We start from the raw sequence: 14,004 nt of genomic DNA on the forward strand, positions 1-14,004 counted from the left end.
CATTATATGGCTGAGGCTATGCTGCCTCCGACGTTTCCGGGGCGGTGATCGGCTCTTCGGGTGTAAAATGGCGCGTGCCTTTCTTTTCGTTCTGGATTCCTTCGGCGTCGGCGGAGCGCCGGATGCGGCGGCCTATGGCGATGAGGGCGCCGATACGCTCGGCCATATCGCCGAGTTTTGCGCGGCGGGAGCCGGAGATCGCGCCGGATTGCGCAGCGGGCCGCTTTGCCTGCCCAACCTGTCGGAACTCGGACTGATGCAGATCGCCCGCTCCGCCTCCGGCCGGTTCCCGGCCGGCATGCCGATCCCGGAGAAGGTCTACGGCATTTACGGCGCCGCCACCGAAATCTCCCGCGGCAAGGATACGCCGTCAGGCCATTGGGAGATCGCAGGAACACCCGTCAGTTTCGATTGGGGTTATTTCCCGACGGAGGGCGATGCCTTTCCCGAGGAACTCATCGAGGCTCTCTGCAAGGAGGCCGGCGTGTCCGGCATTCTCGGCAATTGCCATGCTTCGGGAACGGAGATCATTGCCCGGCTTGGCGAGGAGCATATCCGCACCGGCAAGCCGATCTGCTACACCTCCTCGGATTCGGTCTTCCAGGTGGCGGCGCATGAAGTGCATTTCGGCCTCGATCGTCTGCTCGCCTTCTGCCAAGTCGCCCGGGGACTGCTCGATCGCTACAATATCGGCCGTGTCATCGCCCGGCCCTTCGTCGGCCATTCCAGCTCTACCTTCCAGCGCACCGGAAACCGGCGCGACTTCTCGGTGCTGCCGCCGGAGCCGACGCTGCTTGACCGGCTGGTCGAACACGGCCGGCACGTGCACGCTGTGGGAAAGATCGGCGACATCTTCGCGCATCAAGGGATTTCGCGCCTCATCAAGGCGAACGGCAACGAGGCGCTGATGGATGCGACGCTCTCCACCATCGACGAGGCCGGGGACGGCGATCTGGTTTTCACCAATTTCGTCGACTTCGACATGGTTTACGGCCATCGGCGCGATGTGCCGGGTTATGCCGCTGCACTCGAAGCCTTCGATGCACGCCTGGCCGAAGTCCACAAGAGATTGAAGCCGGGCGATCTCGTCGTGCTCACTGCCGATCACGGCTGCGACCCGACCTGGCGCGGAACGGACCATACGCGCGAGCGCGTGCCTGTCATCGCCTATGGTCCCGGCATTCGGTCGCGTTCAATCGGCGTGCGCCGCAGCTATGCCGATATTGGCGAGAGCATTGCGCGCCATCTCGGCATTCCGGCCGGACCGCATGGAAGGAGTTTTCTGTGACGTCGCATTTGAAGAAGGTCGAATTGCACTGCCATCTGGAGGGTGCGGCTCCTCCAGAACTGACTGCGGCGCAGGCGCGCAAATACGGCGTCGACATCAGCGGCGAGCTTCGCGGCGGAGCCTATGTCTGGCATGACTTCGCAAGTTTCCTCGAATGTTACGACAAGGTTTCCGAGGTCTACAGGACCGAGGAGGACTATGCGCTTCTGACCGAGACCTATCTCGACGAACTGGCGGGCATCAATACGATCTACAGCGAACTCATCGTTTCGCCCGATCATGGCAAACGCATCGGCCTCGGCGCCGATGCCTATATATCAGGGATCTGCGAGGGCATCCGGCGGGCCAGGGAAAAGAGCGGCATCGAGGCCCGGCTGATTGTCACCGGCGAGCGGCATTTCGGTCCGGAGAGCGTGATCGGTGCGGCCGAATACGCAGCAAAGGCCGGCAATCCTTTGATAACCGGGTTCAACCTTGCCGGTGAGGAGCGCATGGGCCGCGTCGCCGACTATAGCAGGGCCTTCGATATCGCCCGCGATGCCGGACTGGGGCTGACCATCCATGCCGGCGAGGTCTGCGGCGCCTTCAGCGTCGCCGACGCGCTCGATGCCGTGCGCCCCTCGCGCATCGGCCATGGCGTGCGCGCCATCGAGGATCTCGATTTGGTGAAGCGGCTAGCCGATCTCGGCACCGTACTCGAGATCTGCCCGGGCTCCAATATCGCGCTCGGGGTCTTTCCCGATTTCGGCTCCCATCCGCTGCGCCCGCTGAAGGAAGCCGGCGTGCGGGTGACGATCAGCTCGGACGATCCGCCTTTCTTTCATACATCGCTTGCGCGGGAATACGAACTTGCCGCCGAGGCTTTCGGCTTCAGCGACGCCGAGATCGATGCCATGACGCGAACAGCGATCGAAGCGGCCTTCGTCGACGAAGTGACACGCGAGGCGCTGCTCGCCCGGCTTTGAGGCCAAATGTGGAGCGAGGCTGGGGAAGATCGGTGCAAATTGGCCGCCACTCTTGCGGTCGGGCCGATTTCCGTGAAAGAAACATTCGATAGAAAGAATGAAAGGCTTCCCCATGGACGGCGTCACGGTCATCGATCATCCGCTTGTGCAGCACAAGCTCACCATCATGCGGCGCAAGGAGACATCGACGGGAAGTTTCCGGCGATTGCTGCGCGAAATCTCCACACTGCTCTGTTACGAGGTGACCCGCGATCTCGAACTGACGATGGAAACGATCGAGACGCCGCTGCAGACGATGGAATCGCCGATCCTCGAGGGCAAGAAGCTGGTCTTCGCCTCGATCCTGCGCGCCGGCAACGGGCTGCTCGAGGGTATGCTGGATCTCGTGCCCTCCGCCCGCGTCTCGCATATCGGCGTCTACCGCGACCACGAGACACTGCAGCCGGTCGAATATTACTTCAAGGCGCCGGAAGATGTGGCCGAGCGCCTGATCATCGTCGTCGACCCGATGCTGGCAACCGGCAATTCCTCGATCGCCGCAATCGACAAGCTCAAGGAACGCGGCGCCCACAATATCCGCTTCCTCTGCCTGCTCGCCGCCCCGGAAGGCATCCAGAACTTCCGCGCCGCCCATCCCGACGTTCCCGTTTTCACCGCGTCGATCGACAGCCATCTCAACGAGAAGGGCTATATAATGCCCGGCCTCGGCGATGCCGGCGACCGCATGTACGGCACCAAGTAAACTTCAGCCTTCTTTTACCAAATCGAAAGAGTTTGCGGCCCGGCGGCTCAATCCGGGCCGTTTTTATTGTCGGTATTAGCAACTTGTCAGCACTTGGAGCGTAGCAAGCTTGAAGAATGAGGCCCCGCATGAAGCGGGGTTTATACAGGAAGGATTTCTGTTTCATGCTCGTGCGTACCGTCATATTCGCCAGTATCGCCGCGGTGCTGGCCACACAGGCGCCTTCCTTCTTGGGAAGCACCAGCCAGCAGCCTGCCGACGCTCTTTCCGCCAATTACATCTCAACCGAAGGCGACAAGCCCGCAGCACCCGCGCCGGTCTCCGCCGGCAATGCGATCCGCCTGCAAGCGGATGCCCAGGGCCATTATACCGGCAGCTTCAAGATCAACGGCAAGCCGGTGCAGGGCCTGATTGATACCGGCGCGACCTATGTCGCGCTCAACGAGACGCTTGCCCGCCGGCTCGGCTACACGGCCAACCAGCTCGATTTCCGCTACGGCGTCAACACGGCCAACGGCCAGACGAAGGCGGCGCATGTGATGCTCGACCGGGTCGAAATCGGCGGTATTCGCGTGCGGGACGTCGAAGCCTTCGTCCTCAAGGACGATGCACTGACAACGACGCTGGTCGGCATGAGCTTCCTGCAGAAGCTCGCCTCCTATTCCGTCGCCGACGGTTCGCTCAGCCTCAAGCAATAACCGCGTCAGATCCGGGTCGAAATCACCGGCGTCAGCTCCGGACTGTCTTCGGTGATGCGGTAGTGCGCGGCAAGGGCGGCCGCGGCCCTTGCCGCCGCTGCGTCGTCGGCGGCATGAACCAGCGCGATCGGCTCGCCCGCGCTGACGCGGGTGCCAAGCGGCAGCAATTCTGAGAAGCCGACGCGATGATCGATCCGGTCGGCCGGATGGCGTCTGCCTCCGCCGAGATCGATGACGCTGATGCCGATGCCGCGCGCGTCGCATGCGGCAAGCCAGCCGGATCGGGCGGCTAGGACAGGCTTTTCCACAGGCGCCCTGACGAGGTACTTGTCGGGGTTTTCCATGAGATCGGCCGGACCACCAAGCATGGATACCATGCGCGCGAAAACCTCCGCAGCCTTTCCCGATGACAGCACCCGACGCGCCATCCCCTCGCCTTCATCGGAGGACGCGGCAATCCCTGATTTCACCAGCATCTCGGCGGCGAAGGCGAGAACGACGGCCTCAAGCCGCGTGTCCGCCTTCCCACCCGCCAGGAAAGCCAGACAATTGCGCATTTCAACGGCATTGCCGGCGGCATCGGCGAGTGGCTGGCTCATGTCGGTGATCAGCGCCGAGGTCCTGACGCCTGCGCCATTGGCAACCTCGACCAGCGACCGCGCCAGGGTCTCCGCCTGGGCAGGGTCGGCCATGAAGGCGCCGTTGCCGACCTTGACGTCGAGCACCAGCGTTTGAAGCCCGGCCGCAAGTTTCTTCGACAGGATGGAAGCGGTGATAAGCGGAATGGAATCGACGGTGGCGGTCACGTCGCGAACGGCATAGAGCCTGCCGTCGGCGGGCGCCAGGGCGCCGGTCTGACCGATTATGGCGCATCCCACCTGCTTCACGACCTTGTGGAACAGGTCCGCATCCGGGGTGATCATATAGCCGGGAATGGATTCGAGCTTATCGAGCGTACCGCCGGTATGGCCGAGGCCGCGGCCTGATATCATCGGGACTGCGAGGCCGCAGGCGGCGGCGAGCGGCGCCAACATCAGCGAGACATTGTCGCCGACGCCTCCGGTCGAATGTTTGTCGGCGATCGGGCGGTCGATATCCGCCCATTGCAGCCGATCGCCGGAATCGGCCATCGCCAGCGTCAAGGCCACGATTTCCTCACGTGACATGCCCTTGAACCAGACGGCCATGGCAAAGGCGCCGATCTGGCCCTCGGACAATCGACCGGCGGCAAGCGCATCGATGAAAGACCGGATATCGGCAGCGTCGAGTTCGCCGCCGTCGCGCTTGCGCCGGATGATCTCCTGCGGGATCATCTCAATAGCCCGACGCCGCCGCCGATGCCGGCTGCGCTCCGCTGAGAACCGCCAGTATATCGTCGAGCAGGCCGGAAGCGCCGAAGCGGAAGGTCGAGGGCATCGCCCAATCCGGCGCCATGATGGTTTCGGCAAGGCTGAGATAGAGCGCCGCATCGGCCACCGAGCCGATGCCGCCGGCCGGTTTGAAACCGACCTTGCGTCCGCTTTCACGAATGGCCCGGATCATGATGTCGGCGGCTTCGAGCGTCGCGTTGACAGCGACCTTGCCTGTCGAGGTCTTGATGAAATCGGCGCCGGCTTCGATGGCGAGTTCGGAGGCGCGGCGGATCATTGCCGCCTCCTTCAATTCGCCGGTCTCGATGATGACCTTCAGCAGAACCGGCCCAGTGCATTCTGCGCGGATGGCCTTGACCATGTCGGTCACCGCCTTCTCATCGCCAGCTATGAACTTGCGATAGGGGATGACCAGATCGATCTCATCGGCGCCGTCGGCAATCGCCTCGCGGGTTTCGGCGGCGACATCGGCCACTTCCATCTCGCCCGCCGGGAAATTGACCACGGTCGCGATGCGCACGGCATGGCCGGTGCCGAGAATATTGCGGGCCTGGGCGACAAAGCGCGGCCAGATGCAGATCGCGGCGCTGTTGCCATAGGGCGTCTGCGCGCGGGCGCAGAGCGCGTCGATCTGCGCCTCGGTGCAATCGTCCTTCAGATTGGTGAGATCGAGAAGGGAAAGGGCGACAGCCGCCGTTTCCCGGATGGAATGACTATTCATTTTCACTTCCTCTGGAGCATGAGGCCGAATAGTGTGAGCGGTTTTCGGACGACATCATGCTCTCACTATTTAATGTAGAACAGGATTCAGATTTTAGGCCGACCCGGCCTAAAATCATCCTGTTCTGGCCGCAATCATCTCTTTCAATATGGCGGCGAGACGGGCGCCGCCGATGGGCGCCATGTCCTTGGTTTCTTCGTGGCTGAGTTCATTGCCGGTCATGCCTGCTCCATAGTTGGTGATAACGGAGGCGGCCGCAACCCTAAGGCCCAGCATTCTTGCGATGATCACCTCGGGTACCGTCGACATGCCGACCGCGTCGGCGCCAAGAATGCGCGCCATGCGGATTTCGGCCGGCGTTTCGAAGCTTGGACCGGAGAACCACATATAGACGCCCTGCGCCAGCTCGATCTTGAGCTTTGCCGCAGCCCTCTGCATCGCGGCGGCAAGACCGGCATCATAGGCATTGGTCATGCCGACGAAACGGTGATCGCTTTCCTCGCCGATCAGCGGGTTCATGCCGGAATAGTTGATGTGATCGGTGATCTGCATCACCGAGCCGGGCGGCATGTCCTCGCGCAGCGATCCTGCCGAATTGGTCAGGATCAGCGCCTCGACGCCGAGCGCCTTCAGCACCTCGATCGGCAGGCGCATAGCATTGGCATCGCCCTTCTCGTAATAGTGGACGCGGCCGGAGAGCATGACGACAGGCTCGCCGCCGAGCCGGCCGGCAACGACTTCGCCGGCATGGCCGGAGACGGCGCTGACGGGAAAGCCCGGCAGATCGCGATAGGGAATGCGCACGGGGCCGTCCAGCTGACCAACGAGAGAGCCGAGGCCGGAGCCGAGCACGATGCCGTGGCGCGGCTTAATGGTGCCGAGCAATGCGGCGAGCAGATCGACCGTCGCCCTCATCCGAGTTCGGTCTCGAAGCTGAAGGGAAGAAGCTCGTCCATCGTCATGGTTTTCTGCACGCCCATCTCATCGCAGAGATAGATCTTCGTGTCCTTGGAGGCGAATTCGGAGATCTTCTGGCGGCAACCGCCGCAGGGCGGGCAGAGCGGCAGCTTTTCGGCAATGACCGCCATTTCGACGATCTTTTTGGCGCCGCCCATGATCATGGCACTGATCGCCGTCGGCTCGGCGCACCACCCTTGCGGAAAGGACAGGTTTTCAATGTTGGCGCCGGTATAGACCTTGCCGTCCTCGGCGCGAATCGCTGCACCGACCGGAAATTTCGAATAGGGCGCATGGGCAAAAGCCATGGCGCCGCGAGCGGCTTCGAACAGGTCGTGAGACATATCAACGCTCCTTCGTATAGGGCACACCGCCGGCCTTCGGCGGGGTCGCAACGCCGATGAAGCCGGCAAGCAGGATGCAGGTGAGGATGTAGGGCAGCGCCTGGAAGACCTGCACCGGCACCTCGCCGATCAACGGCACCTGCTTGCCCTGCATAAAATTGGCCAGCGCATCGAGGAAGCCGAAGAGCAGGCAGGCAAACATCACAGGCACCGGCTTCCACTTGGCGAAGACGAGAGCGGCGAGCGCGATATAGCCCTTGCCGGCCGACATGTCCTTGATGAAGGCGGCGGACTGGGCGATCGCCAGATAAGTGCCGGCAAAGCCGCAGAGGATGCCGGCGCACATGACGGCGCGGTAGCGCAGCCAGGCGACCGAGATGCCCGCCGTATCGACCGCACCCGGGTTTTCGCCGACGGCGCGCATGCGCAGGCCGAAGCGCGTGCGGTAAAGCACCCACCAGGAAAACGGCACGGCAAGAAAGGCAAGGTAAGTCAGGATATTGTTGCCCGAGATGACATTGGCATAGAGCGGGCCGAGGATCGGCACACTATGGATGGCATCTGCGCCCGGCAGGATGATCGGCGCGAAGCGCGCTTCCGGCGACAGCTGCGGCGTGCGCCCGCCCTGGCCGAACCAGGCCTGGCCGAGCACGATGGTGATGCCGGCGATGAAGAAGTTGATCGCCACACCCGAGACGATCTGGTTGCCACGGTTGGTGATCGAAGCAAAACCATGCACCAGGCTGAGCGCCACCGAGCAGAGGATGCCCGCACCAAGCCCGAGCCAGGCCGAACCGGTGAGATAGGCAATACAGGCGGCAGCAAAGGCCGAGCCCAGCATTTTACCCTCAAGGCCGATATCGAAGATGCCGGCGCGTTCCGAAAACAGGCCGGCGAGAGCGGTGAAAATAAGCGGGATCGACAGGCGAATGGTCGAGCTCAGAACGCTGATGAAGATGTCATAATAGTCCATCGTCCGCTCCTCAGGCTCGCTTGAACTGTCGATAGAGGTGCACCATCGCCGGCCGGAACATATATTCCAGCGCGCCGGCGAACAGGATCACCAGACCCTGGATGACCAAGATCATCTCGCGGGTGATGTTCGGCATTTCGAAAGAGATCCAGTCGCCGCCCTGATAAAGGATGCCGAAGAGGATCGCGGCGAAGATGATGCCGAGCGGATGATTGCGGCCCATTAGCGATACCGCGATACCGACAAAGCCGGCGCCGCCGACGAACTCCACCTGCAGGCGGGCGGAAGAGCCCATGACCGGATTGAGCGCCATCATGCCGGCGAGTGCGCCGGAGATGAGCATGGCGATAATGACGATACGTGCGTAGGGAATGCCGGCATACTCGGCAGCCGTCGAGCTCACACCCAGCGTGCGCATCTCGAAGCCGAGCTTGGTACGCCAGATCAGAATCCAGACAAACCAGGCGGCAAGAAGGGCGATGACGAAGGAGACGTTGAACGGCGCAGCACCTAATTTGCTGCCGAAGATGCTCATGACCCAGCCAAGCTTGGGGAGCTGCCCGCCTTCGAGGAACGTGCGGGTTTCGGGCGCCATCTTGCCGGGCACGATCAGCACATGCACCAGCAGGTACACCATCAGGGCGGCGGCGATATAATTGAACATGATCGTCGTGATGACGATATGGCTGCCGCGCTTGGCCTGCAGGAACGCTGGGATGAAGGCCCAGGCAGCACCAAAGAGCCCGGCGCCGATGACGGCGATCGGCATCGTCACATACCACGGCACGTAACGATCGAGCGCCAGCGCCACCAGCGCGCAGCCCAGTCCACCGACATAGGCCTGGCCTTCCGAGCCGATGTTGAAGAGACCGGCATGGATGGCGACAGCCACGGACAGACCGGTGAAGATGAAGCTCGTCGCATAGTAGAGCGTGAAGCCGATGCCTTCGCCGCTACCGAACGCGCCTTCGATCAGCAGCGACAATGCACCGAGCGGGCTCTCGCCGATCAGCCAGACGACGAAGCCGGAGATCAGGAAGGCGACGATGAGGTTCAGAAGCGGGATCAGGCCGTAGTTGATCCAGTTTGGCAGCGGAACGGAAGCAGTGCTCATAAAGGCCTCACGCGGCAATGCCGGCCATCATCAGGCCGAGGGTCTGTTCACCGGCATCGGGCGTCTTCTCGCCGACCACATGGCCGGCAAACATGACAAGGATACGGTCTGAAAGGGAGCGGATTTCATCGAGTTCGACGGAGACGAGCAAGATCGCCTTGCCCGCATCGCGCATTTCGATGATCCGGCGGTGAATGAATTCGATGGCGCCGATATCGACGCCGCGGGTCGGCTGGCCGATGATCAGCATCTTCGGGTCGCGCTCGATTTCGCGGGCAACGACGATCTTCTGCTGGTTGCCGCCGGAGAAATTCGCCGTCTTCAGCCGCGGGTTCGGCGGGCGGATGTCGTATTTTTCGATCTTCTCCATCGCATCCCTGCGGATCGCCTCGAGATCGAGCAGCGGACCTTTGCTGTAGCCCGGTCGCCGGTGATAGCCGAGCACGGAATTTTCGTATTCCTCGAATTTCAAAACCAGGCCCATGTGGTGGCGGTCCTCGGGAATATGGGCGAGGCCGAGTTCGCGCAGGCGAGCGGGATCGGCCTTGTCGATCGTCCGGCCGTCGAGAAGGATTTCGCCGGAGGCCGGCTTGCGGATGCCGGCAATCGCCTCCAGCAATTCGGACTGACCGTTGCCGGCAACCCCGGCAATGCCGACGATCTCGCCGGCACGCACATCGAAGGAGACATTGTCCACCATGGTAACGCCGCGATTGTCCTTGACCGTGAGGTTGCGGACGGAGAGCACAGCCGCTCCAGGGTTCGCCTCGCCCTTCTGCACGCGCAGCAGCACGCGGCGGCCAACCATCAGCTCGGCAAGCTCCTCCACCGTCGTTTCCGCCGTCTTGCGGGTCGCGACCATTTCGCCGCGGCGCATGACGGAGACGGTATCGGTGATCGCCATGATCTCGCGCAGCTTGTGGGTGATGAGGATGATCGTCTTGCCCTGATCGCGCAGCACCTTGAGGATGCGGAAGAGGTGATCGGCTTCGGCCGGCGTCAACACGCCCGTCGGCTCGTCGAGGATCAGGATCTCGGCGCCGCGATACATCGCCTTCAGGATTTCGACGCGCTGCTGCAGGCCGACCGGCAGCTCTTCGATCAGCGCGTCCGGATCGACCTCGAGGCCGTATTCCGTTTCCAGCCGCTTGAGTTCGGCGCGGGCCGATGCGACGCCTCTCGCCAGCAGCATGCCGCCTTCGGCGCCGAGCATGATATTCTCCAGCACCGTGAAATTATCGACCAGCATGAAATGCTGGTGCACCATGCCGATGCCGGTGGCGATCGCCGCCTGGCTGTCGCGGATGCTGACGGGATTGCCGTTGACGCGGATCTCGCCGCTGTCGGCATGGTAAAAACCGTAGATGATCGACATCAGCGTCGATTTGCCGGCGCCGTTTTCACCGATGATGCCGTGGATCGTCCCCTTGGCAACGGTGAGGTTGATGTCCTTGTTGGCATGGACGGCACCGAATTTCTTGTCGATGCCGACAAGCTCGATAGCGGGCTTATCTGTCACTGCAGGCTCCAAATAAGAAAAGGGCGTATGGCGAAAATCCCCTCCGCCATACGCCCGATCTCAATCGTCGATTACATCCGGGCGCGGATCACTTCGGGCAAGCGTTGTCCGAGGTATAGTCGTGAACCTTGATCGTGCCTGCGATGATATCGGCCTTGGCCTTGTCGACAGCCGCCTGCATTTCCGGCGTGATCAGCGACTTGTTGTTGTCGTCGATCGCGGCGCCAACACCATCTTCCTTGACGCCGAGCGCCTGGACACCGCCGGTGAACTTGTCGTTCTTGGTGTCGGTATAGGCATTGTAGACGGCGAGGTCGACGCGCTTGACCATCGAGGTCAGGACGGAGCCCGGATGCAGATGGTTCTGGTTGGAATCGACGCCGATCGACAGCTTCTTGTTGTCGGCAGCCGTCTGCAGAACGCCGAGACCGGTGGCACCGGCTGCCGCGTAGATAACATCGGCGCCCTGATCGATCTGGTTCTTGGTGAGTTCGCCGCCGCGAACCGGGTCATTCCAGGCTGCGCCCGTGGTGCCGGTCATGTTCTGGAAAACTTCGACATCGGCCTTGGCGGCACGTGCGCCCTGCTCATAGCCGCATTCGAACTTGCGGATCAGCGGAATGTCCATGCCGCCGACGAAGCCGACCTTGCCGGTCTTCGACGCCATGCCGGCGAGAACGCCGACGAGATAGGAGCCTTCTTCTTCCTTGTAGACCACCGAGCGGACGTTCGGCTTGTCGACGACGGAGTCGACGATGATGAACTTGGTGTCGGGGAATTCGGCTGCGACCTTCTCGATGGCCGAAGTCCAGGCGAAGGAAACGGCAACCACCGGATTGAATCCGCGGCTTGCGAAGTTGCGGATGGCCTGCTCGCCCTGGGTGTCGCCGGTCGGCTCGAAGTCGCGATAGGCAATGCCGGTCTCGGCCTTGAACTTCTCGGCACCGTTGTAGGCCGCCTCATTGAAGGACTTATCGAACTTCCCGCCGGTGCCGTAAACCAGCGCCGGCTTGACATCGGCGGCAAGCGCCGTCGTCGACATGGCAGCCACGGCAAGGAGAGTGAGAAGGGATTTTTTCATTGTGCAGCCCTGTTGTTGCTATTCGTTAGGGGTCCTCCCGCAAGTCCTTTCCGGACATGTCTGCGGAACCACCGACCTCCCCCCGGAGGCCTGGCTGCGCGCATCCTTGCATGGCTCACGGAAAAATTCACCAGAAATTTTTCGGCTGGTAAAGATTTGCAGGGATTGCCGAAAATCCGTTCCCGGGGGCTGATTTTTAGACATCTCCGCCGCCTGGATGCCAAATTTCCAGCCAATCCAACGGCCACGCCGGGGCTACGGAAACATCGGCGCCGGATCGGAGTGCCCGCCGATCCGCGGAGGAAAACGGCTTGCCTATGCAGTGAAGCGACCAGCCACCGGCGGCTTCTTATAGCCGATCATCCAGAGAAGCAGCGCAATCACCAGGAAAACGGCAAAGGCAGGCTGCAGCATCAGCCACTGGAAGATGAAAGTATAGAAACGCGGATGGATATAATAGGAAAGGGAGGATTGCAGCGATGTGAGGGTTGCCGGGCTGACATCCTGCCAGGCATCGGAGATCGGCGTCACCACCACCGAGGACGCCGCAACCGACTGGATCGAATCGATGGTCCCGGCAATAACGGCCGCCGCAAGCGCGACAAGGCTGGCCAGACGCAACAGGAAACGCATCAATTCCTCCGACGCTCGTTATGCCGGACAATCCCGGCCGGCCGCGCCATTCTCCACCTTGAGAATTACATAGTCGTCGATGGGGTGAAGCACAATGGACGGGCGGAGGCGAGTTTTATCGGAAGAAGTCAAAAAACTGTTAGATTTCGGTTGATCGACAAAAATTCATCGGTATATATCGCGCCGTTCCGACGATTTGCTCCTATCCAGGCGCGAACGCCCAAGAAGGACAGGTGGCCGAGTGGTTTAAGGCGCACGCCTGGAACGCGTGTGTACGTGAAAGCGTACCGTGGGTTCGAATCCCACCCTGTCCGCCATACTCCTCGTTTTCGATATCGATTTCAAACCGTGCCGAGAGCGGGACGCGGAAGCGTCTTTCGTCGGTCTACCGCGATCAGCAACGTCCCGATCGCCCCCCGCATCTCAAAGGCGCTGCAGCAGGGCACGTCCGATCGGCTTCGGAGTCTCGCTGCGCAACACCAGAGATGTCGTCACGGATCCAAAACGGGCGATCGTATCGACGATCGTTTCGAGTTCTCCCGGCGACGGGACCAGCACCTTCAGGAGAAAGCAATCCTCTCCTGTCAGGCGCAGGACTTCCATGACTTGCGGCATTTCGGCAAACTGCTTCAGACAGGCTTTGATATGTTCGTGCGTCGTGCGCAGGCGAAGCACGGCCGTCATTCCAATTCCCAAAGCGGTGGGGTCGATCCGGGCGGAGTAACCGACAATGATACCACGGTCTTCCAGCCGCTTGACCCGCTCGGATGCCGCCGGCTGAGAAAGCCCGACCCGTCGACCGAGTTCGGAAATCGCAATGCGGCCATTTTCCTGCAACGCCTCGATGATCGAGACATCGGTTGGATCAAGCAGCACCCGATTGTTTTCCTGAAAAGCCATGGGAACACCTTGAAATCATCGGAGAAGGACGCCGTTTTCCGATGATCATTCATTCCGGCGCAAATGAAAATGGATCATTTTCATCCGCAGGAATGATCAGAGGAAAACATATGAAGGATATCATCATATTGCCGGGGATCGGTGATTCAGGCGATGCTCATTGGCAAACCCGCTGGGAAATCTCGAACCCGGCAATGCGACGTTTTCAACCAGCCGACTGGGACAAGCCCGACTTGGCGGACTGGATTTCGGCCCTCGATCGCGCTGTGGGCGCATCGGCAACCCCGCCGCTGCTCGTTGCCCACAGCCTTGCCTGTCTGCTGGTTGCTCATTGGCAGCAACTCTCATCGCTTGACGTTGCCGGGGCTTTTCTTGTGGCGGTCCCGGATCCGAAGTCCGCTTCATTCCCGGCCGAAGCGGCCGGATTCGGCAATCCACCATCGAAAAAGATGCGCTTCCCCACTCTGATTATCGCAAGCGCCGACGATCCTTTCGGCTCGCTCGACTATGTCCGGACGCGAGCCAACCTCTGGGGTAGCGGTCTTGTTGAGATCGGCCCTTTCGGCCATATCAACGGGCAGAGCGGCCTTGAGAACTGGGGTCAGGGGAAGGCCTTGCTGACGGCCTTCTCCGCCGGATTGGCAAGGTCGCACCGGGCATGAACTGGCTCGCAAACGCGGGGTTCGGCTTTCGAAGACG

General features: G+C 61.5%; 15 protein-coding genes and 1 tRNA gene. 6 read left to right on the forward strand and 10 right to left on the reverse strand.

What is annotated here, in order from left to right; all coding sequences use genetic code 11:
- The first annotated feature begins 67 nt into the window (after positions 1-67).
- The 4 genes from K6N12_RS13100 to K6N12_RS13115 all read left to right on the forward strand — a co-directional run bounded on the left by K6N12_RS13100 (position 68) and on the right by K6N12_RS13115 (position 3,693).
- Positions 68-1,288, forward strand: a complete 1,221-nt coding sequence (locus tag K6N12_RS13100; RefSeq protein WP_097628330.1) for a phosphopentomutase — start codon at positions 68-70, stop codon at positions 1,286-1,288.
- Positions 1,285-2,253, forward strand: coding sequence for an adenosine deaminase (locus K6N12_RS13105; protein WP_222148825.1), 969 nt, complete (start codon positions 1,285-1,287; stop codon positions 2,251-2,253). Before K6N12_RS13100 ends, K6N12_RS13105 begins: the two co-directional genes overlap by 4 nt.
- A gap of 112 nt (positions 2,254-2,365) precedes the next feature.
- Positions 2,366-2,995, forward strand: coding sequence for a uracil phosphoribosyltransferase (gene upp, locus K6N12_RS13110; RefSeq protein ID WP_097628332.1), 630 nt, complete (start codon positions 2,366-2,368; stop codon positions 2,993-2,995).
- Between the two features lie 128 nt (positions 2,996-3,123).
- The gene (locus K6N12_RS13115) at positions 3,124-3,693 is read left to right on the forward strand and encodes a TIGR02281 family clan AA aspartic protease (RefSeq protein WP_097628333.1); all 570 of its coding nucleotides are present in this window, start codon (positions 3,124-3,126) and stop codon (positions 3,691-3,693) included.
- Positions 3,694-3,698: 5 nt separating this feature from the next.
- On the opposite strand, the gene deoA is transcribed toward K6N12_RS13115, so the two are convergent.
- The 9 genes from deoA to K6N12_RS13160 form a co-directional block, all read right to left on the reverse strand.
- The gene (gene deoA, locus K6N12_RS13120; protein WP_097628334.1) at positions 3,699-5,006 is read right to left on the reverse strand and encodes a thymidine phosphorylase; all 1,308 of its coding nucleotides are present in this window, start codon (positions 5,004-5,006) and stop codon (positions 3,699-3,701) included.
- 1 nt (position 5,007) lies between these two features.
- A complete protein-coding gene (gene deoC / locus K6N12_RS13125) occupies positions 5,008-5,784 on the reverse strand; it encodes a deoxyribose-phosphate aldolase (RefSeq protein WP_097628335.1) in 777 nt (258 codons plus the stop codon).
- Between the two features lie 114 nt (positions 5,785-5,898).
- Complete coding sequence (locus tag K6N12_RS13130; protein ID WP_097628336.1) at positions 5,899-6,699, reverse strand: purine-nucleoside phosphorylase; 801 nt, start codon at positions 6,697-6,699, stop codon at positions 5,899-5,901.
- Positions 6,696-7,085, reverse strand: a complete 390-nt coding sequence (locus tag K6N12_RS13135) for a cytidine deaminase (protein WP_097628337.1) — start codon at positions 7,083-7,085, stop codon at positions 6,696-6,698. The genes K6N12_RS13130 and K6N12_RS13135 overlap by 4 nt, the downstream gene beginning before the upstream one ends.
- 1 nt (position 7,086) lies before the next feature.
- Positions 7,087-8,058 carry an ABC transporter permease gene (locus K6N12_RS13140; protein WP_097628338.1) on the reverse strand — a complete coding sequence of 324 codons (972 nt, stop codon included), beginning with the start codon at positions 8,056-8,058 and terminating at the stop codon, positions 7,087-7,089.
- Positions 8,059-8,068: 10 nt separating this feature from the next.
- Positions 8,069-9,172 (reverse strand): ABC transporter permease, encoded by a 1,104-nt coding sequence (locus tag K6N12_RS13145; protein ID WP_097628339.1) that lies wholly within the window; start codon positions 9,170-9,172, stop codon positions 8,069-8,071.
- 7 nt (positions 9,173-9,179) lie between these two features.
- Positions 9,180-10,691: an ABC transporter ATP-binding protein gene (locus tag K6N12_RS13150; RefSeq protein WP_097628340.1), complete on the reverse strand. Its 1,512-nt coding sequence runs from the start codon at positions 10,689-10,691 to the stop codon at positions 9,180-9,182.
- 88 nt (positions 10,692-10,779) lie between these two features.
- Positions 10,780-11,772, reverse strand: a complete 993-nt coding sequence (locus K6N12_RS13155) for a BMP family lipoprotein (RefSeq protein ID WP_097628341.1) — start codon at positions 11,770-11,772, stop codon at positions 10,780-10,782.
- A 315-nt stretch (positions 11,773-12,087) separates the two neighbouring features.
- Positions 12,088-12,405, reverse strand: coding sequence for a hypothetical protein (locus tag K6N12_RS13160; RefSeq protein WP_097628342.1), 318 nt, complete (start codon positions 12,403-12,405; stop codon positions 12,088-12,090).
- A 227-nt stretch (positions 12,406-12,632) separates the two neighbouring features.
- Here K6N12_RS13160 and K6N12_RS13165 point away from each other — a divergent pair.
- Positions 12,633-12,722 (forward strand) — tRNA-Ser (locus K6N12_RS13165).
- A gap of 106 nt (positions 12,723-12,828) precedes the next feature.
- Here the strand turns inward: K6N12_RS13165 and K6N12_RS13170 are convergent.
- Positions 12,829-13,305 (reverse strand): Lrp/AsnC family transcriptional regulator, encoded by a 477-nt coding sequence (locus K6N12_RS13170; RefSeq protein ID WP_097628343.1) that lies wholly within the window; start codon positions 13,303-13,305, stop codon positions 12,829-12,831.
- Between the two features lie 41 nt (positions 13,306-13,346).
- On the opposite strand from K6N12_RS13170, the gene K6N12_RS13175 reads away from it, so the two are divergent.
- On the forward strand, positions 13,347-13,967 hold the full coding sequence (locus K6N12_RS13175; protein ID WP_097628344.1) for an RBBP9/YdeN family alpha/beta hydrolase: 621 nt from the start codon (positions 13,347-13,349) through the stop codon (positions 13,965-13,967).
- The last annotated feature ends 37 nt before the right edge of the window (positions 13,968-14,004 follow it).

It is taken from the genome of Rhizobium redzepovicii (genome assembly GCF_019793435.1).
GTDB lineage: Bacteria > Pseudomonadota > Alphaproteobacteria > Rhizobiales > Rhizobiaceae > Rhizobium > Rhizobium redzepovicii.